The organism is Streptomyces sp. XH2, assembly GCF_049725035.1.
Lineage (GTDB): Bacteria > Actinomycetota > Actinomycetes > Streptomycetales > Streptomycetaceae > Streptomyces > Streptomyces roseoverticillatus.
The window spans coordinates 464,460-482,699 of record NZ_JBMMMZ010000003.1 but is presented as its reverse complement, the minus strand read 5'-3'; the positions used below and the strand labels follow the sequence as shown (position 1 = coordinate 482,699).

18 protein-coding genes and 1 pseudogene are annotated in these 18,240 nt (G+C 73.7%); 6 read left to right on the top strand and 13 right to left on the bottom strand.

What is annotated here, in order from left to right:
• Nucleotides 1–19: 19 nt before the first annotated feature.
• From ACOTKD_RS09260 to ACOTKD_RS09240, 5 genes are read right to left on the bottom strand one after another with little or no spacing between them, the layout of a single operon-like run.
• Nucleotides 20–817: a type III pantothenate kinase gene (locus ACOTKD_RS09260; protein ID WP_120755518.1), complete on the bottom strand. Its 798-nt coding sequence runs from the start codon at nt 815–817 to the stop codon at nt 20–22.
• On the bottom strand, nt 817–1,860 hold the full coding sequence (nadC, locus tag ACOTKD_RS09255; RefSeq protein WP_424888360.1) for a carboxylating nicotinate-nucleotide diphosphorylase: 1,044 nt from the start codon (nt 1,858–1,860) through the stop codon (nt 817–819). The genes ACOTKD_RS09260 and nadC overlap by 1 nt, the downstream gene beginning before the upstream one ends.
• On the bottom strand, nt 1,857–3,572 hold the full coding sequence (locus ACOTKD_RS09250; RefSeq protein ID WP_424888359.1) for an L-aspartate oxidase: 1,716 nt from the start codon (nt 3,570–3,572) through the stop codon (nt 1,857–1,859). The genes nadC and ACOTKD_RS09250 overlap by 4 nt, the downstream gene beginning before the upstream one ends.
• Entirely contained in the window at nt 3,569–4,495 is a 927-nt protein-coding gene (panC, locus tag ACOTKD_RS09245; RefSeq protein ID WP_424888358.1) for a pantoate--beta-alanine ligase, read from the bottom strand. The genes ACOTKD_RS09250 and panC overlap by 4 nt, the downstream gene beginning before the upstream one ends.
• A complete protein-coding gene (locus ACOTKD_RS09240) occupies nt 4,492–5,412 on the bottom strand; it encodes a Rossmann-like and DUF2520 domain-containing protein (RefSeq protein WP_424888357.1) in 921 nt (306 codons plus the stop codon). Before ACOTKD_RS09240 ends, panC begins: the two co-directional genes overlap by 4 nt.
• A gap of 259 nt (nt 5,413–5,671) precedes the next feature.
• On the opposite strand from ACOTKD_RS09240, the gene ACOTKD_RS09235 reads away from it, so the two are divergent.
• Together ACOTKD_RS09235 and ACOTKD_RS09230 are read left to right on the top strand one after the other, a co-directional pair.
• Nucleotides 5,672–6,247: a Uma2 family endonuclease gene (locus ACOTKD_RS09235; protein ID WP_424888356.1), complete on the top strand. Its 576-nt coding sequence runs from the start codon at nt 5,672–5,674 to the stop codon at nt 6,245–6,247.
• Between the two features lie 24 nt (nt 6,248–6,271).
• Nucleotides 6,272–6,706, top strand: a pseudogene (locus ACOTKD_RS09230) (threonine aldolase); the annotation flags it as partial.
• Here the strand turns inward: ACOTKD_RS09230 and ACOTKD_RS09225 are convergent.
• Nucleotides 6,614–6,937, bottom strand: coding sequence for a hypothetical protein (locus ACOTKD_RS09225; RefSeq protein WP_424888355.1), 324 nt, complete (start codon nt 6,935–6,937; stop codon nt 6,614–6,616). The pseudogene ACOTKD_RS09230 and the gene ACOTKD_RS09225 overlap by 93 nt on opposite strands.
• A gap of 99 nt (nt 6,938–7,036) precedes the next feature.
• On the opposite strand from ACOTKD_RS09225, the gene ACOTKD_RS09220 reads away from it, so the two are divergent.
• Complete coding sequence (locus ACOTKD_RS09220; RefSeq protein WP_424888354.1) at nt 7,037–8,110, top strand: DUF5937 family protein; 1,074 nt, start codon at nt 7,037–7,039, stop codon at nt 8,108–8,110.
• Between the two features lie 328 nt (nt 8,111–8,438).
• Here ACOTKD_RS09220 and ACOTKD_RS09215 read toward each other — a convergent pair whose 3' ends face one another.
• The gene (locus tag ACOTKD_RS09215) at nt 8,439–9,038 is read right to left on the bottom strand and encodes a short chain dehydrogenase (RefSeq protein ID WP_424888353.1); all 600 of its coding nucleotides are present in this window, start codon (nt 9,036–9,038) and stop codon (nt 8,439–8,441) included.
• Nucleotides 9,039–9,156: 118 nt separating this feature from the next.
• Here ACOTKD_RS09215 and ACOTKD_RS09210 point away from each other — a divergent pair, with 118 nt between their 5' ends.
• Nucleotides 9,157–10,020, top strand: coding sequence for a LysR family transcriptional regulator (locus ACOTKD_RS09210; RefSeq protein WP_424888352.1), 864 nt, complete (start codon nt 9,157–9,159; stop codon nt 10,018–10,020).
• Between the two features lie 22 nt (nt 10,021–10,042).
• Here the strand turns inward: ACOTKD_RS09210 and ACOTKD_RS09205 are convergent, their stop codons facing one another.
• Together ACOTKD_RS09205 and ACOTKD_RS09200 are read right to left on the bottom strand one after the other, a co-directional pair.
• Nucleotides 10,043–10,723 carry a response regulator gene (locus tag ACOTKD_RS09205; RefSeq protein WP_424888351.1) on the bottom strand — a complete coding sequence of 227 codons (681 nt, stop codon included), beginning with the start codon at nt 10,721–10,723 and terminating at the stop codon, nt 10,043–10,045.
• A 97-nt stretch (nt 10,724–10,820) separates the two neighbouring features.
• Nucleotides 10,821–12,026 carry a DUF7134 domain-containing protein gene (locus tag ACOTKD_RS09200; protein ID WP_424888412.1) on the bottom strand — a complete coding sequence of 402 codons (1,206 nt, stop codon included), beginning with the start codon at nt 12,024–12,026 and terminating at the stop codon, nt 10,821–10,823.
• Between the two features lie 121 nt (nt 12,027–12,147).
• Between ACOTKD_RS09200 and ACOTKD_RS09195 the strand changes: the two genes are divergently transcribed.
• On the top strand, nt 12,148–13,188 hold the full coding sequence (locus tag ACOTKD_RS09195) for an SAM-dependent methyltransferase (protein WP_424888350.1): 1,041 nt from the start codon (nt 12,148–12,150) through the stop codon (nt 13,186–13,188).
• 22 nt (nt 13,189–13,210) lie between these two features.
• Nucleotides 13,211–14,353, top strand: a complete 1,143-nt coding sequence (locus ACOTKD_RS09190) for an NADH-quinone oxidoreductase subunit D (RefSeq protein WP_424888411.1) — start codon at nt 13,211–13,213, stop codon at nt 14,351–14,353.
• Between the two features lie 108 nt (nt 14,354–14,461).
• On the opposite strand, the gene ACOTKD_RS09185 is transcribed toward ACOTKD_RS09190, so the two are convergent.
• From ACOTKD_RS09185 to ACOTKD_RS09170, 4 genes are all read right to left on the bottom strand, one after another.
• On the bottom strand, nt 14,462–15,457 hold the full coding sequence (locus tag ACOTKD_RS09185) for a hypothetical protein (protein WP_424888349.1): 996 nt from the start codon (nt 15,455–15,457) through the stop codon (nt 14,462–14,464).
• A gap of 183 nt (nt 15,458–15,640) precedes the next feature.
• Complete coding sequence (locus ACOTKD_RS09180; protein WP_424888348.1) at nt 15,641–16,624, bottom strand: ABC transporter substrate-binding protein; 984 nt, start codon at nt 16,622–16,624, stop codon at nt 15,641–15,643.
• A gap of 65 nt (nt 16,625–16,689) precedes the next feature.
• Nucleotides 16,690–17,373, bottom strand: a complete 684-nt coding sequence (locus ACOTKD_RS09175) for an ABC transporter permease (protein ID WP_424888347.1) — start codon at nt 17,371–17,373, stop codon at nt 16,690–16,692.
• The gene (locus ACOTKD_RS09170) at nt 17,373–18,101 is read right to left on the bottom strand and encodes an ABC transporter permease (protein WP_424888346.1); all 729 of its coding nucleotides are present in this window, start codon (nt 18,099–18,101) and stop codon (nt 17,373–17,375) included. The genes ACOTKD_RS09175 and ACOTKD_RS09170 overlap by 1 nt, the downstream gene beginning before the upstream one ends.
• Nucleotides 18,102–18,240: the final 139 nt, after the last annotated feature.

Sequence of the window (18,240 nt, the reverse complement as noted above, 5' to 3'; positions counted from 1 at the left end):
CGCCGTGGAACACGCCGCCCTACGTGCGGGAGACGTTCCGCTCGTAGACCAGCCGCAGGCCGATCAGCGTGAGCCACGGCTCGTGCTCGTCGATGACCGACGCCTCGCCGAGGACCAGGGGCGACAGCCCGCCGGTGGCGATGACGGTCACCTCGTCCGGATCGTCGGCGAGCTCGCGGGCCATCCGCTCGACGACGCCGTCGACCTGCCCGGCGAAGCCGTAGAGGATGCCGGACTGCATGGCCTCGACCGTGTTCTTCCCGATGACGCCGCGCGGGCGGGCCAGCTCGATCTTGCGGAGTTGCGCGCCCTTGACGCCCAGCGCCTCCACCGAGATCTCGATGCCCGGGGCGATCACCCCGCCCGCGTACTCGCCGCGGGCGCTGACCGCGTCGAAGGTCGTGGCCGTGCCGAAGTCGACGACGATGCACGGGCCGCCGTAGAGCTCGACGGCCGCGACGGCGTTGACGATGCGGTCGGCGCCGACCTCCTTGGGGTTGTCCATCAGGATCGGCACCCCGGTCTTGACGCCCGGCTCGACCAGGACCGCGGGCACGTCGCCGTAGTAGCGGCGGGTGACCTCGCGCAGCTCGTGCAGGACCGCGGGGACCGTGGAGCAGATGGCGATGCCGTCGATGCCGTCGCCGAGCTCCTCGCCGAGCAGCGGGTGCATGCCCATCAGGCCCTGGAGGAGGACGGCCAGTTCGTCGGCGGTGCGGCGGGGGTCGGTGGACACCCGCCAGTGCTCGACGATCTCCTCGCCGTCGAACAGGCCGAGGACCGTGTGGGTGTTGCCGACATCGATGGTGAGCAGCATCAGGCGGTTTCCCCCCGGGCCTCGTCCTCGTCGCGCTCGCGGAGGTCGAGGCCGATGTCGAGGATCGGGGAGGAGTGGGTCAGCGCGCCGACCGCCAGGTAGTCCACGCCGGTCTCGGCGTAGGCGTGGGCGTTGACGAGGGTGAGCCGGCCGGAGGACTCCAGCAGGGCGCGGCCCGCGACCAGTTCGACGGCCTCGCGGGTCTGCTCGGGGGTGAAGTTGTCCAGCATGACGAGGTCGGCGCCCTCGGCGAGGACCGGCTCGATCTGGTCGATCCGGTCGACCTCGACCTCGATGGCCAGGCCGGGGCAGGCGTCCCGGACGGCCTTGAAGGCCTCGGCGACGCCGCCGGCCGCGACCACGTGGTTGTCCTTGATGAGGGCCGCGTCCGACAGGGACATGCGGTGGTTGACGCCGCCGCCGCAGCGGACCGCGTACTTCTCCAGGGCGCGCAGGCCGACCGTGGTCTTGCGGGTGTCGCGGACGGCGGCCTTGGTGCCGTCCAGCAGGTCGGCCCACTCGCGGGTCGCGGTGGCGATGCCCGACAGGCGGCACAGGATGTTGAGCGCGCTGCGCTCGGCGGTGAGCAGGTCGCGGGTGCGGGTGCGGACGGTGAGCAGCTTCTGGCCCGCGGTCACGCGGTCGCCGTCCGCGACGTGCCGCTCGACCTCGAACTCCTCGGTGCAGACGACCGAGAGGATCGCCTCGGCGACGTGCAGGCCGGCGACGGTGCCGTCCATGCGGGCGGTGAAGTCGCCGGTGGCGACGGCGTCGGCGGGGATGGTGGCCAGGGTGGTGACGTCCTCGCCGCCGTCGAGGTCCTCGTCGATGGCGAGGTGGGCGATGTCCTCGACCTGCAGGGGGTCGAGGCCGGCGTCGGCGAGGAGACGGGCGAGGTCGGGGTCGAGGCCGCACTCCATGGCGTCCTCCGCGAACGTCTCGCCGCAGCCGCAGCCGTCACCGCAGCCGCCGGTGGCCGTTTCGAGGTTCACCTGGATGTCCTGGCCGATCTGGTGGAGGGGGAGGTCGTTCGGGGTGGTCACGTGGTGCTCCTCGGTTCGGCGCCGTTCGTGGGCGGGTGGGGCGTCGGAGCCGCTGCGGGCGGGAACGCGGCGGCCTCGGTGGTGGAGACCGAGAGCGTACGGTCCGGGCGCAGGGTCACCAAGAGGTGGCGGCGCCAGGCATCGTCCCGGTCCGGGGCGTCCTCGCGCCAGTGGCAGCCGCGGGTTTCCTCGCGGCGGAGGGCGGCGGCGACGAGGACACGGGCGACGAGCAGGAGGTTGGTGGCCTCCCAGCTCTCCGTGCCGGGCGCTTCCAGCGCGGCGGCGGCGTCCTCGTCGATGCGGGCGAGCTCGGCGGCCGCCCGTTCGAGGCTCTCCCTGGACCGCAGGACTCCGGCGCCCTCGGTCATGATGCGCTGGATCTCCGGCCGGGCCTTCGGACCGGCGAGCACCGTGCCGGTACCGGTGTCGGCGGCCGCCGGCTGCCGGGGCGCGCCCGGCTCCCGGAGCGCCTCCGTGACGTCCGCGGCGATGCGCTCCGCGAAGACGAGGCCTTCCAGCAGCGAGTTCGACGCGAGGCGGTTCGCTCCGTGCACGCCCGTGCAGGCGACCTCGCCGCACGCGTAGAGACCCGGCACGGTGGAGCGGCCGGTCAGGTCCGTGCGGACGCCGCCGGAGGCGTAGTGCGCGGCGGGCGCGACCGGGATCGGCTCGGTGACCGGGTCGATGCCGTGCGCGCGGCAGGCGGCGAGGATCGTGGGGAAGCGGTGCTCCCACATCTCGGCGCCGAAGTGGCGCGCGTCGAGGTACATGTGCTGGGCGCCGAGCTCCTGCATGCGCCGCATGATGCCCTTGGCGACGATGTCGCGCGGGGCGAGCTCGGCGAGCTCGTGCGCGCCGACCATGAAGCGGTGGCCATGGGCGTCGACGAGGTGGGCGCCCTCGCCGCGCACGGCCTCCGACACGAGCGGCTGCTGCCCCTCGGCGTCCGGGCCGAGCCACAGCACGGTGGGGTGGAACTGGACGAACTCCAGGTCGGAGACCTCGGCGCCGGCCCGCAGGGCGAGGGCGACGCCGTCGCCGGTGGAGACGGCCGGGTTCGTGGTCGCGGAGAAGACCTGGCCCATGCCGCCGGTCGCGAGGACGACGGCGCGGGCCCGTACGGCGCCGACGCCGTCGCGCTCGCCCTCGCCCATGACGTGCAGGGTGACGCCGGCGGCCCGGCCCTCCGCGTCCTTGAGGAGGTCGAGGACGAGGGCGTGCTCGATGGTCTCGATGCCCGCCGCGCGGACGGCGTCGACGAGGGCGCGGGAGATCTCGGCGCCGGTCGCGTCACCACCCGCGTGGGCGATGCGGCGGCGGTGGTGACCGCCCTCACGGGTGAGCAGGACGGCGCCGGTCACGGCGTCGGTGTCGAACCGCGCGCCCGTGGCGATGAGCCGGCGCACCGCGTCCGGGCCCTCGGTGACCAGGGTCCGCACGGCCTCGTCGTCGCAGAGGCCCGCGCCGGCGACGAGCGTGTCCTCCAGGTGCTGCTCGGGGGTGTCGCCCTCGCCGAGCGCGGCCGCTATCCCGCCCTGGGCCCAGCGGGTGGAGCCGTCGTCCAGGAGCGCCTTGGTGACGACGGTGACGTGCGCGCCGGCGGCCGCGCAGCGCAGGGCGACGGTGAGCCCGGCGACGCCGGAGCCCACGACGACGACGTCCGCGTCGACGGACCAGCCGGGGCGGGGTGCGTGGAGCCGTATGCCGGTCATCGCTGCGCTCCCGTGGCCGGCCCGACGGTCAGGGGGGCGTTGTCGATCAGGCGGGTGGTGCCGACCTTGGCGGCGACGGCGAGGACGGCTTCGCCCGTGAAGCCGTCGGGGACGTCGGTGAAGTCGGCGGGGTCGACGAGGGCGGCGTAGTCGAGGTGCAGCGGGGGGTCGAGCCGTGCCGCCTCGTCCAGGACGGCGCGGGCGGCGGCCAGGGCGGCCGGCGCCGCGGCCTTCTCCTTCCCGGCCGCGGCCAGGGCGCGGGACAGGGCGAGGGCGGTCCGCCGCTCGTCGGCGGACAGATAGCGGTTGCGGCTGGAGAGGGCGAGGCCGTCGGCCTCCCGTACGGTCGGCACGCCCACGATCTCCGTACGGAAGTTGAGGTCGCGCACCATGCGGCGGATCAGGGCGAGCTGCTGGGCGTCCTTCTGGCCGAAGAACGCCAGGTCGGGGCGGGTGAGGTGGAGCAGCTTGGCCACGACCGTGAGCATGCCGTCGAAGTGCCCGGGGCGGGAGGCGCCTTCCAGGCGCTCGCCCATGGGGCCTGCGGTGAGGCGCACCTGGGGCTCTCCGCCCGGGTACACCTCCTCGGCGGAGGGGGCGAAGACGGCGTCCGCGCCCGACGCCTCGGCGATCTTGAGGTCGGCGTCCAGCGTGCGCGGATAGCGGTCCAGGTCCTCGCCCGCGCCGAACTGCAGGGGGTTGACGAAGACCGTGGCGATCACGAGGCCCTTGCGGCCGACGCGCTCGCGCGCGGCGCGTATGAGCGTGGCGTGGCCCTCGTGGAGCGCGCCCATGGTCATCACGACCGCGGTGCGGCCGGGGACCGCGTGGTGGTCGAGGAGGTGGTCGAGGTCCTCGACTGCGGGTACGAGCTCGAAGGCGGGCTCGCGGTCCCGGTCCTTCAGCCACTCGGCAAGGGTCACGGCCGTCCTCCGTCGGACAGTACGCCGAGCAGGTCCTCGGCCAGTTCGGGCTTGAGCAGGCCGGCCGCGAGGGCGCGGTCGGCGGTCGTACGGGCCATCGCCAGATAGCCGGCGACGGCCTGGGGCGCGTGGGTGCGCAGCTCGGCGACGTGCGCGGCGACCGTGCCGGCGTCGCCGCGGGCCACGGGGCCGGTCAGGGCCGCGTCGCCGCTGCGCAGGACGTTGTCGAGCGCGGCGCCGAGGAGCGGGCCGAGCATGCGGTCGGGAGCCGCGACGCCGGCGGTCCGCAGCAGGTCCATGGCCTGGGCGACCAGGGTGACCAGGTGGTTCGCGCCGAGGGCGAGGGCCGCGTGGTAGAGCGGGCGGGCCTCTTCCGCTATCCACTCGGGCTCGCCGCCCATCTCGATGACCAGGGCCTCCGCGGCGAGCCGCAGCTCCTCGGGCGCGGTGACGCCGAAGGAGCAGCCGGCGAGGCGGTCGACGTCGACCGGGGTGCCGGTGAAGGTCATGGCGGGGTGCAGGGCGAGGGGGAGGGCCCCGGCGCGGCGGGCGGGGTCGAGGACGGCCGTGCCGTGCCGGCCCGAGGTGTGCACGAGGAGCTGGCCCGGGCGCACGGCGCCCGTCTCGGCGAGGCCGCTGACCAGGCCCGGCAGGGCGTCGTCGGGCACGGTGAGCAGGACCAGCTCGGCGCGCGCGAGGACCTCGGCGGGCGGGACGAGCGGGACCTCGGGCAGCAGGGCCGCGGCCCGGCGCACCGAGGCGTCGGAGACTCCGGAGACGGCGACCGGGCGGTGCCCGGCGAGCCGGAGCGCGGCGGCGAGCGCCGGGCCGACGCGGCCCGCGCCGACGACGCCGACGGTGAGCCGGGCGGGGCGGTCCTGGGGGCTCGGGTGCTCCGGGAGGGTGTGTGCGTTCACGCGGCGATGGCCTTCCGTTCCAGTCCGCGGGGGGTACCGGACGATTCATTCGTCATGCTACGTGAGGCGCGAGAGGCCGTCCCCGACCGTCCCCAGCCTTGTGGATAACGCCGGGCACGGGAATAACCCGACCACACGTTCGAGTGATCAGTTGCCGGAAGACCGACGATCGCTGATGGCCGGGTCTAGCCTGAAGACCTCAGGTGGAGGGAGGCGCACCGTGACCGCACTGGACGATCGGCCGCACACGGGTGAGCAAATGCTGACGGAACAGTTCGAGGCCCTCGCCGAGGCGGCCATGCGCGAGGCCGAGGGGCTGCGTATGGAATTCATCGGCGGAAAGATGGGGGTCAAGGCCGTGCCCGATGGGCTCCACGAGACGATCACGATGTGGCTCGTCCGGCAGTGCCTGCAGCACCAGCCCTCCCTGGATCTTCATACCGGACAGGGCCTCAAGATCGAGACCTACCGCAAGGGGCGCGCCCGCCCCGACGGGACCCTCGCCCCCACAGGCCATTTCGTCCAGGCCGGGGAGTGGGCCGAGCCCGACGGCGTGCTTATGACCGTCGAGGTCACTTCGCACGACTACGACACGAACAGGCGCGACCGCGTCGAGAAGCCGCGCGCCTATGCCGAGAGCGGCATCCCCGTGTACTTGCTCGTCGACCGGGACGCCGGCGAGGTCACCGTGTACAGCGAACCCGTAGAGGGCACCTACCAGGAACGCCACACCGCTGCCTTCGGCAAGAGCATCGAGCTGCCCGCGCCGGTGGGGTTCACTCTCGATACCGAGCCCCTCAGGGCGTGGAGCGCTGCCCGGGAGAGCGCCGGGTAGTCCGGTCTGCGGCGCCTCGTCCGGCGCCACCGGTACGGGGGCAACGTCTTCCAGCAGTGGCCGGCGGCGCTCGCGGCCCTGGCCGGGCTGGACCACGAGCTGCCGCGGCTCCCGTCGTACGTGGCACACGCCAAGGTCGTGGCGCGGGCCCTGGAGGACGCCTTCCGCTCCGCCGGTGTGCCGTGGTTCCGGATGAACCCGCCCGTGCCGCACACCCACCAGTTCCAGGTGTGGCTGCCGTATCCGGCCGAGGCGCTGGACGAGGCGTCCGTGTCGTTCGCGGAGGAGACGCGCACCACGGTGTTCGGGGTCTGGACGCCGTCCCCGGTGCCGGGCGTCTCGTTCACCGAGGTCACCGTCGGCGCGTCAGCACTCGGCTGGACGGCCGCAGACGTCCGGGACGCGGCGGGTGGGGTCCTGCGCCGGATACGGGCGGACGGCAGCCGGGCGGAGCGCTGACGGGCGGAGCGCTGACGGGCGCCGCGAGCCGCGGAGCAGGAGGGAGCGGAGCAGTGCCGCCCGGCGGGCGCGGCGAGCCGCGACCCGCTCGTCGACGACGCCCTGGAAGGCGCGCCAGGTGCGGAAGGAGCGGAAGGCCTCCACGTCCCCGGTGCCGGGGGCGGGCGGGGCCGGCTGGTCGAGCTGGGCGGCGCGGTAGAGGTCGAGCATGTGCTGCTGAGCTGCGTTCATGTCCTCAACGGTGCGCCGGTGGGCGCTGACCTGCCGCGTCAATTGACGAGAGCCGTCAAATGACGGCCGGACCCTCGCGGGGGCGGGCACGATGGGCACATGAGCGTGGAGATCAACATCGCCGGGCTGCCGCACGAGCGCATCGTTTTCAACCCGTCGCCGCTGGCGGAGCTCGGTTCGATGCTGCACGTCCTGTCCGAGCCCGGCCACCACCCCGGGCTGCACGGCTGGGCCACGGCGACCGCCTCCGGGCTCCGGCCGGACCTCGCCGACCGGCTCACCGAGGCCGACTTCCTGTGGCGCTCGGCCCGCTCCGACCTGCTGCTGCCCGCCGCGCCCCGGGCCACGCTCGCCGAAGAGCTCGACGACCTCGACCGCATGGACGACGAGAAGTTCGTGGCCGCGGCCTTCGAGGTCACCTGCAGCTCCCAGCCCGTCCCCTCCCCGCTGGTGGACGCCGGGCAGCGGGCGCGGGTGCGCGAGCTGTCCGCCGCCCGGGGCCCGCGGCAGGCGCAGTTCACCGACCGCATGCTGGAGAACCCGGGCGCGCTGCGCGCCTGGCTGCGCAGGCTCCTGGAGGACTGCGAGGAGGCGTTCTTCGCCGACAACTGGCAGCGCGTGCGGGTGCAGCTCGCCGCGGACGCCCGCCACAAGGCGGACCTGCTGCGGCGCAAGGGGCTCGCCGAAGCCATGGCCGCGGTCTCCCCGGCCGTCTCCGTCGGCGCGGACGGCGCCCGGATCGTCTTCGACAAGCTGCAGGACGGGCGGGCGACGGCTTACGCGGACGGTCTGACGTTCATCCCGACCGCCTTCGGGTGGCCGCACCTCATCGTGCTGAACCGGTCCGGCTGGCAGCCGATGGTGCAGTACCCCGTGGCCGCGCCCGAGCTCCCCAAGGGCCCGGCCCTGCAGCTGATGCAGAAGCGGCTGGAAGCGCTCGCGCACCCCGTCCGGATGCGGCTGTGCCGCACGCTGTCCCGCGGCCCGCACACGACCAGCGAGCTGGCCACCGTCTTCGGCCTGACGGCGCCCGAGGTGTCCCGGCACATAGCCGTGCTGAAGAAGGCGGGCCTGCTGTCCACGCGCCGCCGCGGCCGGTACGTCCTCCACCAGCTGGACCTGCCGGTGGTGGCCCGCCTGGGCAGCGACTTCCTGGAAACGGTGCTGAGGTAGGACCTGGGGGTCGCGCACCCCCGTGAGCCCGCGGCGCGGGGCATGGGTGCCCGCACCCATGAACCCGACCGGCTGTGCCGTGGCCGGCTCGGCACCGGCAATGGGCCGGCCAAGGCCGCCGGCCCAGGAATGGGCGCCCGTACCCATGAATCCGCCGCGACGGCGCCCGTCCCCCACGAGCGTGACCGGCGGTGCCGTACGCACGTCAGGCCGGCTCGGCACCGCCGGGCACCTTGCAGGTGGCTGAACGACGCCGCGGCGGAAGAGGGTTGCCGGACCGGCAATGGGCCCCCGCGGCGGAAGTGGCCCCCCGGAGAGGCCCCCGCGGTCAGCGGACCCCGTACACCCGGCCCGTCTGGGCGCCCTCGATCGCGCGGACGTACGCCGTCGCCACCCGGGACGCCGGGACCGCTTCCATGCCGGGGAAGAACGGGGCGTAGCCGGGGAGGGACTCCTCGACCACGGTCGGGCTGACCGCGTTGATCCGCTGCGGCGCGATCTCGATCGCGGCGGCCCGTACGAACGCCTCCACCGCCCCGTTCGCCGCGGAAGCCGCCGCCCCCGCCACGATCGGCTCGTCCGTGAGCACCCCGCTGATCAGCGTGAACGAACCGGTGGCGGCCACGTGCCCCGTCCCCTGCCGCACCAGCTCCACCTGGCTGAGCAGCTTGCCGCGCAGCGTCGCCGCGAAGTCGTCCGCCGTCAGCTCGCCCAGCGGCTTGAAGACCGCGTCACCGGCCGCGACCGCCACCGCGTCGAGCCCTCCCACCTGCCCGTACAGCCGCCCGACCGCCTCCGGGTCGGTGACGTCGCAGATCATGTCCCCGGCGCTGCGCCCCACGCCGATCACCTCGTGGCCCCGCGCGGCCAGCGCCTTCCGCACCGCGCCGCCCAGCGTCCCGCCCGCGCCCACCAGAAGGATCCTCATCGTCCACCGTCCCCACATTGGAATACCGGAATATCCGCAATCGCTTGCGGAACCGACGTTACGGAGCCTCCCCCGCCCCCCGGAAATGCCTTCTGCGCAGCAGCTATGCTTCCCGCGCATGGATGTGGAACTGCGTCACCTCAAGGCTTTGGCCGCCATCGCCGACGAGGGCACCGTCACCGCCGCGGCGGCCCGGCTGCACGTCACGCAGCCCGCCCTCTCCCGGACGCTCGCCCAGCTGGAGGCCCGCGTCGGCGTGCGGCTCGTCGACCGCTCGTCGCGCCACCTGGACCTCACCCCGTCCGGGGTCACCCTGCTCGGGCACGGCCGGGCGATCCTGGCGCACCTCGACGCCGCGCTCGCGGACACCAGGGCCGTCTCCCGCCCCCTCCGCCTGGGCTACACCTGCGCGGTCCTGGGGCAGCAGACCGTTCCCCTGCTGCGCTCGTGGCGCCGCTCGCACCCGCACGTGCCCCTCGAAGTGGTCCGCCAGGACAACCGCACCGCGGGCCTGGCCACCGGCGACTCCGACGTCGCCGTGCTCCGCACCCGCCCCCGTGACCCGCGCATCCGCACCGAGGCCCTCTACACCGAGGACCGCATCGCCGCCCTCCCGGACGACCACCCGCTCGCCGGCCGGCCCCGGGTGCGCCTCGCCGAGCTCACCGAGGGCCCGGACCTGCCCCTCGCGATGTGGCCGGAGACGGGCACCGGCTCGCCGGACCTGTGGCCCCCGGCGCAGCGCCCGTCCCGCACCGTCGAGGTGCACAACGTCGACGAGTGGCTGAACCTCATCGCCACGGGCGACGCGTTCGGCCTCGCGGCGGCGGGCACCGGGGAGAGCCACGGCCACCCCGGCGTCCGCTTCGTCCCGGTCGAAGACGCGCCCGCCGCGACGGTGTACCTCGCGAGCCCCGCGCACCCCACGCACCCCCGCACGGAGGAGTTCCTCGCAGCCGTGCGGGAGGCCGTCAGCGTCTAGGGCCTGCTGCCGTGCCCGGTGCCTACTGCTGCGCCGCCCCGCCCCCGGCCCGTACGAGCCCGCTCTCGTAGGCGAGCACCACGACCTGCACGCGGTCCCGCAGCCCCAGCTTGGTGAGGATGCGTCCCACGTGCGTCTTGACGGTGGCTTCGGACAGCACCAGCCGCGCCGCGATCTCCCCGTTGGACAGGCCCTGCGCGACGAGCAGCATGACCTCGCGCTCGCGCTCGGTGAGCCGCCCCAGCTCCGCGGTGGCCGGTTCGTTGCTCGTGCTGGGCAGCATGGGGGTGAAACGATCCAGCAGCCGCCGCGTCGTGCTCGGCGCGACCACCGCGTCCCCGCTGTGCACGGCCCGGATCGCCCCCAGCAGTTCGGCGGGCGGCACATCCTTGAGCATGAAGCCGCTCGCGCCGACCTTCAGCGCCGAGAACGCGTACTCGTCCAGGTCGAACGTGGTCAGGATGAGCACCTTCGGCGCCCCGTCCTGCGCGCAGATGCGCCGCGTCGCCTCCACGCCGTCCAGCCGGGGCATGCGGACGTCCATGAGGACGACGTCCACGTCCGTGCCGGCCAGCACCTCCAGGGCCTCCGCGCCGTCCCCGGCCTCGGCGACGACCTCCATGTCGGGCTGGGCGGCCAGCACCATGCGGAAGCCGGTGCGCAGCAGCACCTGGTCGTCCACGAGCATCACGCGGATGGACATGCGGATGTCCCTTTCCTCGATACGAGCGATACGAGCGATACGAGCTTTGATACGAGCGACATGAGCATTCCAGCAGCAAGCGTCAACAACATCAGCGTCAGCGGCCGCCCGGCTTCACCGGCAGCAGCACGCTGATCCGGAAGCCGCCGCCCGGCCGCGGCCCCGCGTCCAGCGTGCCCCCGACCATGCCGACGCGCTCGCGCATGCCGATCAGACCGTGGCCCATGCCGTCCGCGCCGCCCGATTCGTACAGCTCGTGCTGCGCGCCCCGGCCGTCGTCCTCGACGAGCAGGCCGAGCCCGTCGTCGAAGTAGGTGAGGCGGACGCTCGCGCCGGCCTCCGGGCCGCCGTGCTTGCGCGTGTTGGTCAGGGCTTCCTGCACGATGCGGTACGCGGTGAGCTCCACACCGCTCGGCAGCGGCCGCGGCGCGCCCTCCACCTCGTACTGCACGGGCAGGCCCGCTCCCCGCACCTGCTCGACCAGGTCGCCGATCTGCTCGACGTCGGGCTGCGGCACGTAGTCCCCGCCCTCGGTCGTGCCCTCCTCGGTGCGCAGGACGCCCAGCAGGCGGCGCATCTCGGCGAGCGCCTGGCGGCCCGTTCCGGAGATCGTCTCCAGGGCCTGCTTGGCCTGCTCGGGCGAGGCGTCGAGGACGTACGCGGCGCCGTCGGCCTGGACGACCATCACCGAGACGTTGTGCGCGACGACGTCGTGCAGCTCGCGGGCGATGCGCGCCCGCTCGGCGGTCACGGCCATCCGGGCCTGCTGCTCGCGGTCCTTCTCCAGGCGGGCCGCGCGCTCCTCCAGCTGGGCCCAGTAGGCGCGGCGAGTGCGCATGGAGTCGCCGAGCACCCAGGCGAGGACGAAGGGGGCGGTGAGGAAGGCGAGGGTGATGAGCGTCTGGCCGGGCCCGTGGCCGACGAGCGGCCAGCGGATCAGGAAGAGCACCGGTGCGGCCAGCCCGCCGGCCAGGGCCACCCTCGACGCCCAGCGGACGTGGCCGGAGGCGACGGTGTAGACGATCGCGAACATCGCGATGTCGGCGACGCTGCCCTGCACGTCGGCCGCGATCTGGGCCAGGCCGCTCGCGATCGCGAGGAACAGCATGGGGACGGGCGCGCGGCGGCGCAGGGCGATCACCAGGCTGAGGGCCACCACCACGCCGACGTGCACGGTCCTCTGGACCGCCGACGTGCCGTGTTCTTCGGCGGCGGCCAGCAGGCTGATCCCGAACAGCAGCAGAGCCCAGAAGCTGTCCACTCCGGTCGGGTGCCTGCGGAGAAAGTCGTAGAGGCGGTGCACGTCACCCAGCGTAGGCATGCCGGGTACGTGCCGGGGTCAGCCCGGCGATCGATCCGGTGACACTCCTTCTACTCCGCAAGGTGGAGGCGGCGTGCCCACGAAGGGCGCATAGCGTGTGCGTATGGCAAGCGGAACGAGAACATGGAGCGCCGCGACCGAGACCGCGCTCTACGGCCCGGGCGGCTTCTACCGGCGCCCCGAGGGCCCCGCCGGGCACTTCCGCACCTCCGTGCACGCCTCGCCGCTGTACGCCGGTGCCGTCGCCGAGCTGCTGTGCCGGGTCGACAAGGCGCTCGGGCACCCGGCCGAGCTCGCGTTCACGGACGTCGGCGCCGGGCGCGGCGAGCTGCTCACCGGCGTCCTCGCGCAGCTGCCGGCGGACGTGGCCGCGCGGCTGCGCCCGTACGCCGTCGAGCGCGCCGCCCGCCCGGCCGGGCTGGACGGGCGCATCACCTGGGTGGGTGACGTCCCGGAAGGCGTCGAGGGCCTGCTGTTCGCCAACGAGTGGCTCGACAACGTGCCCGTGGACGTCGCCGAGACGGACGCGGAGGGCGTCGCGCGCCAGGTGCTCGTCCAGGAGGACGGCGAGGAGCTGCTCGGGGAGCCGGTCGCGGGCGAGGACGCCGCGTGGCTCGCCCGCTGGTGGCCCGTCGAGGGCGCGCCGCCCGGCACCCGCGCCGAGATCGGCCGGCCCCGCGACGCCGCCTGGGCGCGGGCCGTGGGCAGCCTGCGCGCGGGGCTCGCCGTGGCCGTCGACTACGCCCACGAGCGCGCCGGCCGTCCGCCGTTCGGCACGCTGACCGGCTTCCGCGAGGGCCGCGAGGTGCGGCCGGTGCCGGACGGCTCGTGCGACATCACCGCGCACGTCGCCATGGACGCCTGCGCGCGGCCCGGCAGCACCGTGCTGACCCAGCGCGAGGCGCTGCGGGCGCTCGGCGTGGACGGCGGACGCCCGCCGCTGTCGCTCGCGTCGGCCGATCCCGCCGCCTACGTCCGGGCGCTGGGGCGGGCGGGGGAGGCCGCCGAGCTCACCTCGCCGGCCGGGCTCGGGGCCTTCGGCTGGCTGGTGCACCCGGTGGGCGAGGCCTGCCGGGGGCTGCTCCCGGACGCCCCGGAGCGGGCCTGCGGCGGCTCCCCGGACCGGCCCGGCCCGGAAGGCTGACAGACTTGTCCCCATGACCCCCATGACGGAGACGACAGTCGGCATCGGCGGTGCGGCGGAGAGCACCGACATGGTGCTCAACATCGGACCCCAGCACCCGTCCACGCACGGCGTGCTGCGCCTGCGGCTCGTCCTCGACGGCGAGCGGGTCCGGGAGGCCGAGCCGATCGTCGGCTACATGCACCGCGGCGCGGAGAAGCTGTTCGAGGCCCGCGACTACCGGCAGATCATCGTGCTCGCCAACCGCCACGACTGGCTGTCGGCGTTCTCCAACGAGCTGGGCGTCGTCCTGGCCGTGGAGCGGATGCTCGGCATGGAGGTCCCCGAGCGCGCCGTGTGGACCCGCACGCTCCTCGCCGAGCTGAACCGGGTCCTCAACCACCTGATGTTCCTCGGCTCCTACCCCCTGGAGCTCGGCGGCATCACCCCCGTCTTCCACGCCTTCCACGAGCGCGAGGAGCTCCAGACGGTGATGGAGGAGGTCTCCGGCGGCCGGATGCACTACATGTTCAACCGCGTCGGCGGTCTCAAGGAGGACCTGCCGGCCGGCTGGCTCGGCAGGGCCCGGCACGCCGTGGCCCAGGTCCGCTCCCGGATGGACGTCTACGACCGGCTCGTCCTCGGCAACGAGATCTTCCGGGGCCGCACGCGCGGCGTCGGCGTCCTCGCGCCGGAGACGGTGCACGCGTACGGGGTGAGCGGCCCGATCGCCCGCGCGTCCGGCGTCGACTTCGACCTGCGGCGCGACGAGCCGTACCTCGCCTACGGGGAGCTGCAGGACGTGCTCAAGGTCGTCACCCGCGAGGACGGCGACTGCCTGGCCCGCTTCGAGTGCCTGCTGGAGCAGACGCACAACGCGCTGGAGCTCGCGGAGGCCTGCCTCGACCGGATCGCCGACCTGCCGCCGGGGCCGATCAACCAGCGGCTGCCGAAGGTGCTGAAGGCCCCCGAGGGCGCCACGTACGCGTGGACCGAGAACCCGCTCGGCCTCAACGGCTACTACCTGGTCTCGAAGGGCGAGAAGACCCCGTACCGGCTGAAGCTGCGCTCCGCCTCCTTCAACAACATCCAGGCCCTGACCGAGCTGCTGCCGGGGACGCTGGTCGCCGACATGGTGGCGATCCTGGGGTCGCTGTTCTTCGTCGTGGGCGACATCGACAAGTAGGGCACATCGAAAGCAGGGCACGGCGGTACGCAGGCCGTGCAGAAAACGAAACCCCCGGCGGGAACCCCGCCGGGGGTTTCGTTTCTGCAGGCCGGGCCCGCGCGACGCCTAGGACACGGCGGTACGCAGCTCGGCCACGTCTATCTGCTCGGTCTCGTCGTGCGCGGTCAGGTCGATGACGTCGTCCCCGGCCGGCGCGCCGTCCGCTTCCTCCTTGGCCTTCGCCTCGGCCTCCGCTTCGGCCTCGGCGAGCGCCTCCTCGCCGACGACGTCCGCGAGGTCCGTCTCCTCGACGGGGCGCTGCGCCGGGGCGGGGCGCTGGGTGCCGAAGAAGTCGAAGCCGCCCGTGGTGCGGGAGGCGGGGCGCTGGGCGGCCGGGGCCTGCGGCAGGGCGGGCTTCGCGGCGGCGGGGGCCTGCCGGCCCTCGGCGGGCGCGGGCAGGGTGCCGGAGGCTGCCGGGACGGCGGGGGCGCTGGAAGCGGGCCCCTTGACAGCCTTGAGGCCGTCGGCCGCACCGGGCGCGGCACCGTCGGCCTTCTGCCCGCCGGCGGCCCGGCCCGGGGCCTCCGGCCGCGGCCCGGGCACGGCCTTGGGCACCGCCTGAGGCGTCGTCACGGGCTTACGGGGCTCCGCCGCGGCGGCGGGCTCGCCGCCGGCGAGGCCGCGCAGCACCTCCGCGGCCTTGCGGAACGCGGCGGGGTCGACGGCCGGGCCGGGCACCGTGAGCGGGGCACCGGACTCCAGCGCAGGCGCGCCGGCACGGGCGACGCGGCGGCCCTCCAGCGCGCTGGCCCGCCCGGTCTCGGCGGTGGCGTAGCGGCGCAGCAGGTCGGCGTGCTCGGTGCGGAGACGGGCCAGCTCGGCGCGCTTGCCGCGCAGCTTGGACTCCAGCCGGGCCTTGGCCGCCCGGGTGTCCTCCAGATCCGTCTCGAGCTCGGCTATGCGCTCCTCGGTCTTCCACTCGTCGCGCGTGCGGGCGGCGGTGAGCTGGGCGACCTGTTTCCCGGCGGTGCGGTCCCAACGGCGCATCAGCACGGCGCCGACCACCGCGGCGGCGGCAGCCGCCGCGGCGAGGCCCCGGATGACGACCGTTTCACCTACCACCCAAGCACCGGCGGCGCAGGCGACCGATGTCGCGGCGACCGCCGATGGGGGAAGGAGCCTGTGCAGGGATGGCGAATGGCGGTGGCGTCCTCGTGGCATGGCCTGAAACTTACCGTGCGTCGCCTCGGGAGTGTGACTCCACCACGAAACTCTTCCCTTGATCTTACTTGTCCCCTACACCTCTCACTTCGTCAGCAGCCCCTTCTCCTTGAGGTACTGCGCGGCGACATCGGCGGGCTTGAGCCGCTGCGCATCCACCTTCTTGTTGAGTTCGGTGAGGTCTTCCGTGGTCAGCACCCTGGTGAGCTTCGCGAGGGCGTCCGCGACCTTCTGCGAACCCGCCTTCTGTGCATTCACCACGGGCAGGACGTTGTCCGAGTTCTGGAGCTTCTTGTCGTCCTTGAGCAGGACCAGTCCGAACTGTTCGAGCGTGGCGTCCGTGGTCGTGGTCAGGAGCAGCTGGGCCTTGTCGTCCTTGACCGCCTGCTTGGCCTGGACGCTGCCCACCTCCAGCGGGGCGATGCCCGTGACGCGGATGCCGTACGTCTTCTCCAGACCGGGCTGGCAGAAGGGCCGCTGCGGGCATTCGTCACCCGCCGCGAGCTTGACCTCCTGACCCGACTTTCCCAGGTCGGAAAGCGTCTTGAGCTGGTGTTTCCCCGCGAACTCCGCGGTGACCGCGAAGGCGTTCTGATCGACCGCGCGGCCGGGGTCGAGCACCTTCAGTCCACGCGGCTCCGCGAGTTTCCGCAGGGCCTTCACCGTGGCGTCGGCATCGGCGGACGCGACGGCGGGAGCGTCCTTGCCGTTCTGCTTCTTGTTCAGGAATTCGGCGAGCGTCGCCGCATACTCCGGGACGACGTCGATCCGGCCCTTCTCCAGCTCCGGTTCATAGAGCTCGCGAGCCTCGGTGGTCTTGATCGTCGGGGAATATCCGGCGTCCTTCAGCAGGCCCGCGTATATCTCGGCGAGCACTCTGGACTCCGTGAACCCGGCCGAGCCGATGACCAGCGCGTTCTCCCCCGGTTTCGCCGAGCCGCCGCCTCCTCCCCCGGACTTTTCCAGGCTGTCGCCGCCGCACGCGGCGAGACCGGCCGTCAGGACGGCGACGGCGGCCGTCGCCAGCAGGGCGCGGGGGGTCCGTGCCCGGCGCGGGGTGCTGCTCATGGGGAACTCCTTCGGTTCCGGCGGCCGCTCTCCGGCCGCCGTCGGTTCGCTGACCGGCGCCGCGCCTACCCCGGCACCGGCCCCGTACGCCGCCGCACCGGGTCGAACAGCCGCTCCGCCACCATCAGCACGCCCTCGACGAGCAGCGCGAGCGCCGCCACCAGCACGGCGCCGGCCACCACCTGGGCGGTGTCGGTGAGGCGGAAGCCCGCCGTGATGATGCGGCCCAGGCCGCCGCCACCGGGCAGGGCGGCGAGCGTGGTCGTGGCCACGACCTGCACGGCAGCGGTCCGCACGCCCGTCACGATCAGCGGGAACGCCAGCGGGAGCTCCACACGCGCTATGAGCTGACGGCCCGTCATTCCCATGCCGCGGGCCGCCTCGACCACATCGCGGTCCACCTCGCGCATGCCCACGTAGGCGTTGGTCAGCAGCGGGGGTATCGCGAACAGCACCAGCGCGATGACGGTCGGCCAGGAGCCGTGCGTGCCCAGCGGACTGAGCAGCAACAGCACCAGCACCGCGAACGTCGGCACGGCACGGCCCGCGTTGGAGATGTTGACCGCGAGGGCGCCGCCCTTGCCCAGATGGCCCAGCAGCACGGCCACCGGCAGCGCTATCGCGCAGGAGATCGCCAGGCACACCACCGTCAGGAAGAGGTGCTCACCGAGCCGGTGCCACACGCCGTCCGTGCCCGACCAGTGCGCGCCGGTGGCCAGCCACGACCACGTGCGCTCCACGACGCCCATCAGAGTGCCCCCTCGGCCGCCGGCCGCACCGCGGACTTCCCGGCCTTGCGCCGCGCCGTCCTTCCCGCTCGCGTCCACGGCGTCAGCAGCCGCTGGACGAGCAGCAGGAGCAGATCCGCGGCGACGGCCAGCGCGACGCACAGCACCGACGCGGTGAGCACCTGCGCCTTGAAATAGCTGTGCATGCCGTCGTAGACGAGATTGCCCAGGCCGCCGTAGTGCAGGATCGCGCCGACCGTGGTGAGCGAGATCGTGGACACCGTGGTGATCCGCAGACCCGCCATCAGGGCGGGCAGCGCCAGCGGCAGTTCCACGCCGAAGAGCAGGCGCACCGGGCCGTAGCCCATGCCGCGCGCGGCCTCCCTCGCCTCCTCCGGCACCGCCGCGAGCCCCGCGAGGATGTTCCGCACGAGGATCGTCAGCGAATACAGCACGAGGCCCGTGACCACCACCGCCACCGACAGCCCGAAGAACGGCACCAGCAGCGAGAACATCGCCAGCGACGGCACCGTGTAGAGCACGGTGGTCAGGCCGAGGACCGGGCCCGCCGCGGCGCGCCACCTGCGGGCCAGCAGCGCGAGCGGGAAGGCCACGAGCAGCCCTATGGCCACCGACGCGAGCGTGATGCCGACGTGCTGGAGCGTGGCGTCCGTCAACTCCTGGCCCCGGGTCCGCAGATACTCTCCGCAGATCCAGTCATTGCTGATCAGGCAGGACTGCCCCGCCATGCGCGCCCACCTCCCCCTGGCCGTACGACCCACGGTTTGCCGGTCGCCATCGACCCTAACCCGGGGCACTGACATTCGAGCCGGCCGCCACACAAAGGCAACAATGTCCCCAGCGAGTACGGCCGGAAGTACGGCCAGA

Excerpts from the sequence above, each read along its gene's own strand:
- ACOTKD_RS09260 (WP_120755518.1), bottom strand. The coding sequence starts at position 817 with ATGCTGCTCACCATCGATGTCGGCAACACCCACACGGTCCTCGGCCTG.
- ACOTKD_RS09250 (WP_424888359.1), bottom strand. The coding sequence starts at position 3,572 with ATGACCGGCATACGGCTCCACGCACCCCGCCCCGGCTGGTCCGTCGAC.
- ACOTKD_RS09235 (WP_424888356.1), top strand. The coding sequence starts at position 5,672 with ATGCTGACGGAACAGTTCGAGGCCCTCGCCGAGGCGGCCATGCGCGAG.
- ACOTKD_RS09225 (WP_424888355.1), bottom strand. The coding sequence starts at position 6,937 with ATGAACGCAGCTCAGCAGCACATGCTCGACCTCTACCGCGCCGCCCAG.
- ACOTKD_RS09220 (WP_424888354.1), top strand. The coding sequence starts at position 7,037 with ATGAGCGTGGAGATCAACATCGCCGGGCTGCCGCACGAGCGCATCGTT.
- ACOTKD_RS09215 (WP_424888353.1), bottom strand. The coding sequence starts at position 9,038 with ATGAGGATCCTTCTGGTGGGCGCGGGCGGGACGCTGGGCGGCGCGGTG.
- ACOTKD_RS09210 (WP_424888352.1), top strand. The coding sequence starts at position 9,157 with ATGGATGTGGAACTGCGTCACCTCAAGGCTTTGGCCGCCATCGCCGAC.
- ACOTKD_RS09205 (WP_424888351.1), bottom strand. The coding sequence starts at position 10,723 with ATGTCCATCCGCGTGATGCTCGTGGACGACCAGGTGCTGCTGCGCACC.
- ACOTKD_RS09195 (WP_424888350.1), top strand. The coding sequence starts at position 12,148 with ATGGCAAGCGGAACGAGAACATGGAGCGCCGCGACCGAGACCGCGCTC.
- ACOTKD_RS09190 (WP_424888411.1), top strand. The coding sequence starts at position 13,211 with ATGACGGAGACGACAGTCGGCATCGGCGGTGCGGCGGAGAGCACCGAC.
- ACOTKD_RS09180 (WP_424888348.1), bottom strand. The coding sequence starts at position 16,624 with ATGAGCAGCACCCCGCGCCGGGCACGGACCCCCCGCGCCCTGCTGGCG.
- ACOTKD_RS09175 (WP_424888347.1), bottom strand. The coding sequence starts at position 17,373 with ATGGGCGTCGTGGAGCGCACGTGGTCGTGGCTGGCCACCGGCGCGCAC.
- ACOTKD_RS09170 (WP_424888346.1), bottom strand. The coding sequence starts at position 18,101 with ATGGCGGGGCAGTCCTGCCTGATCAGCAATGACTGGATCTGCGGAGAG.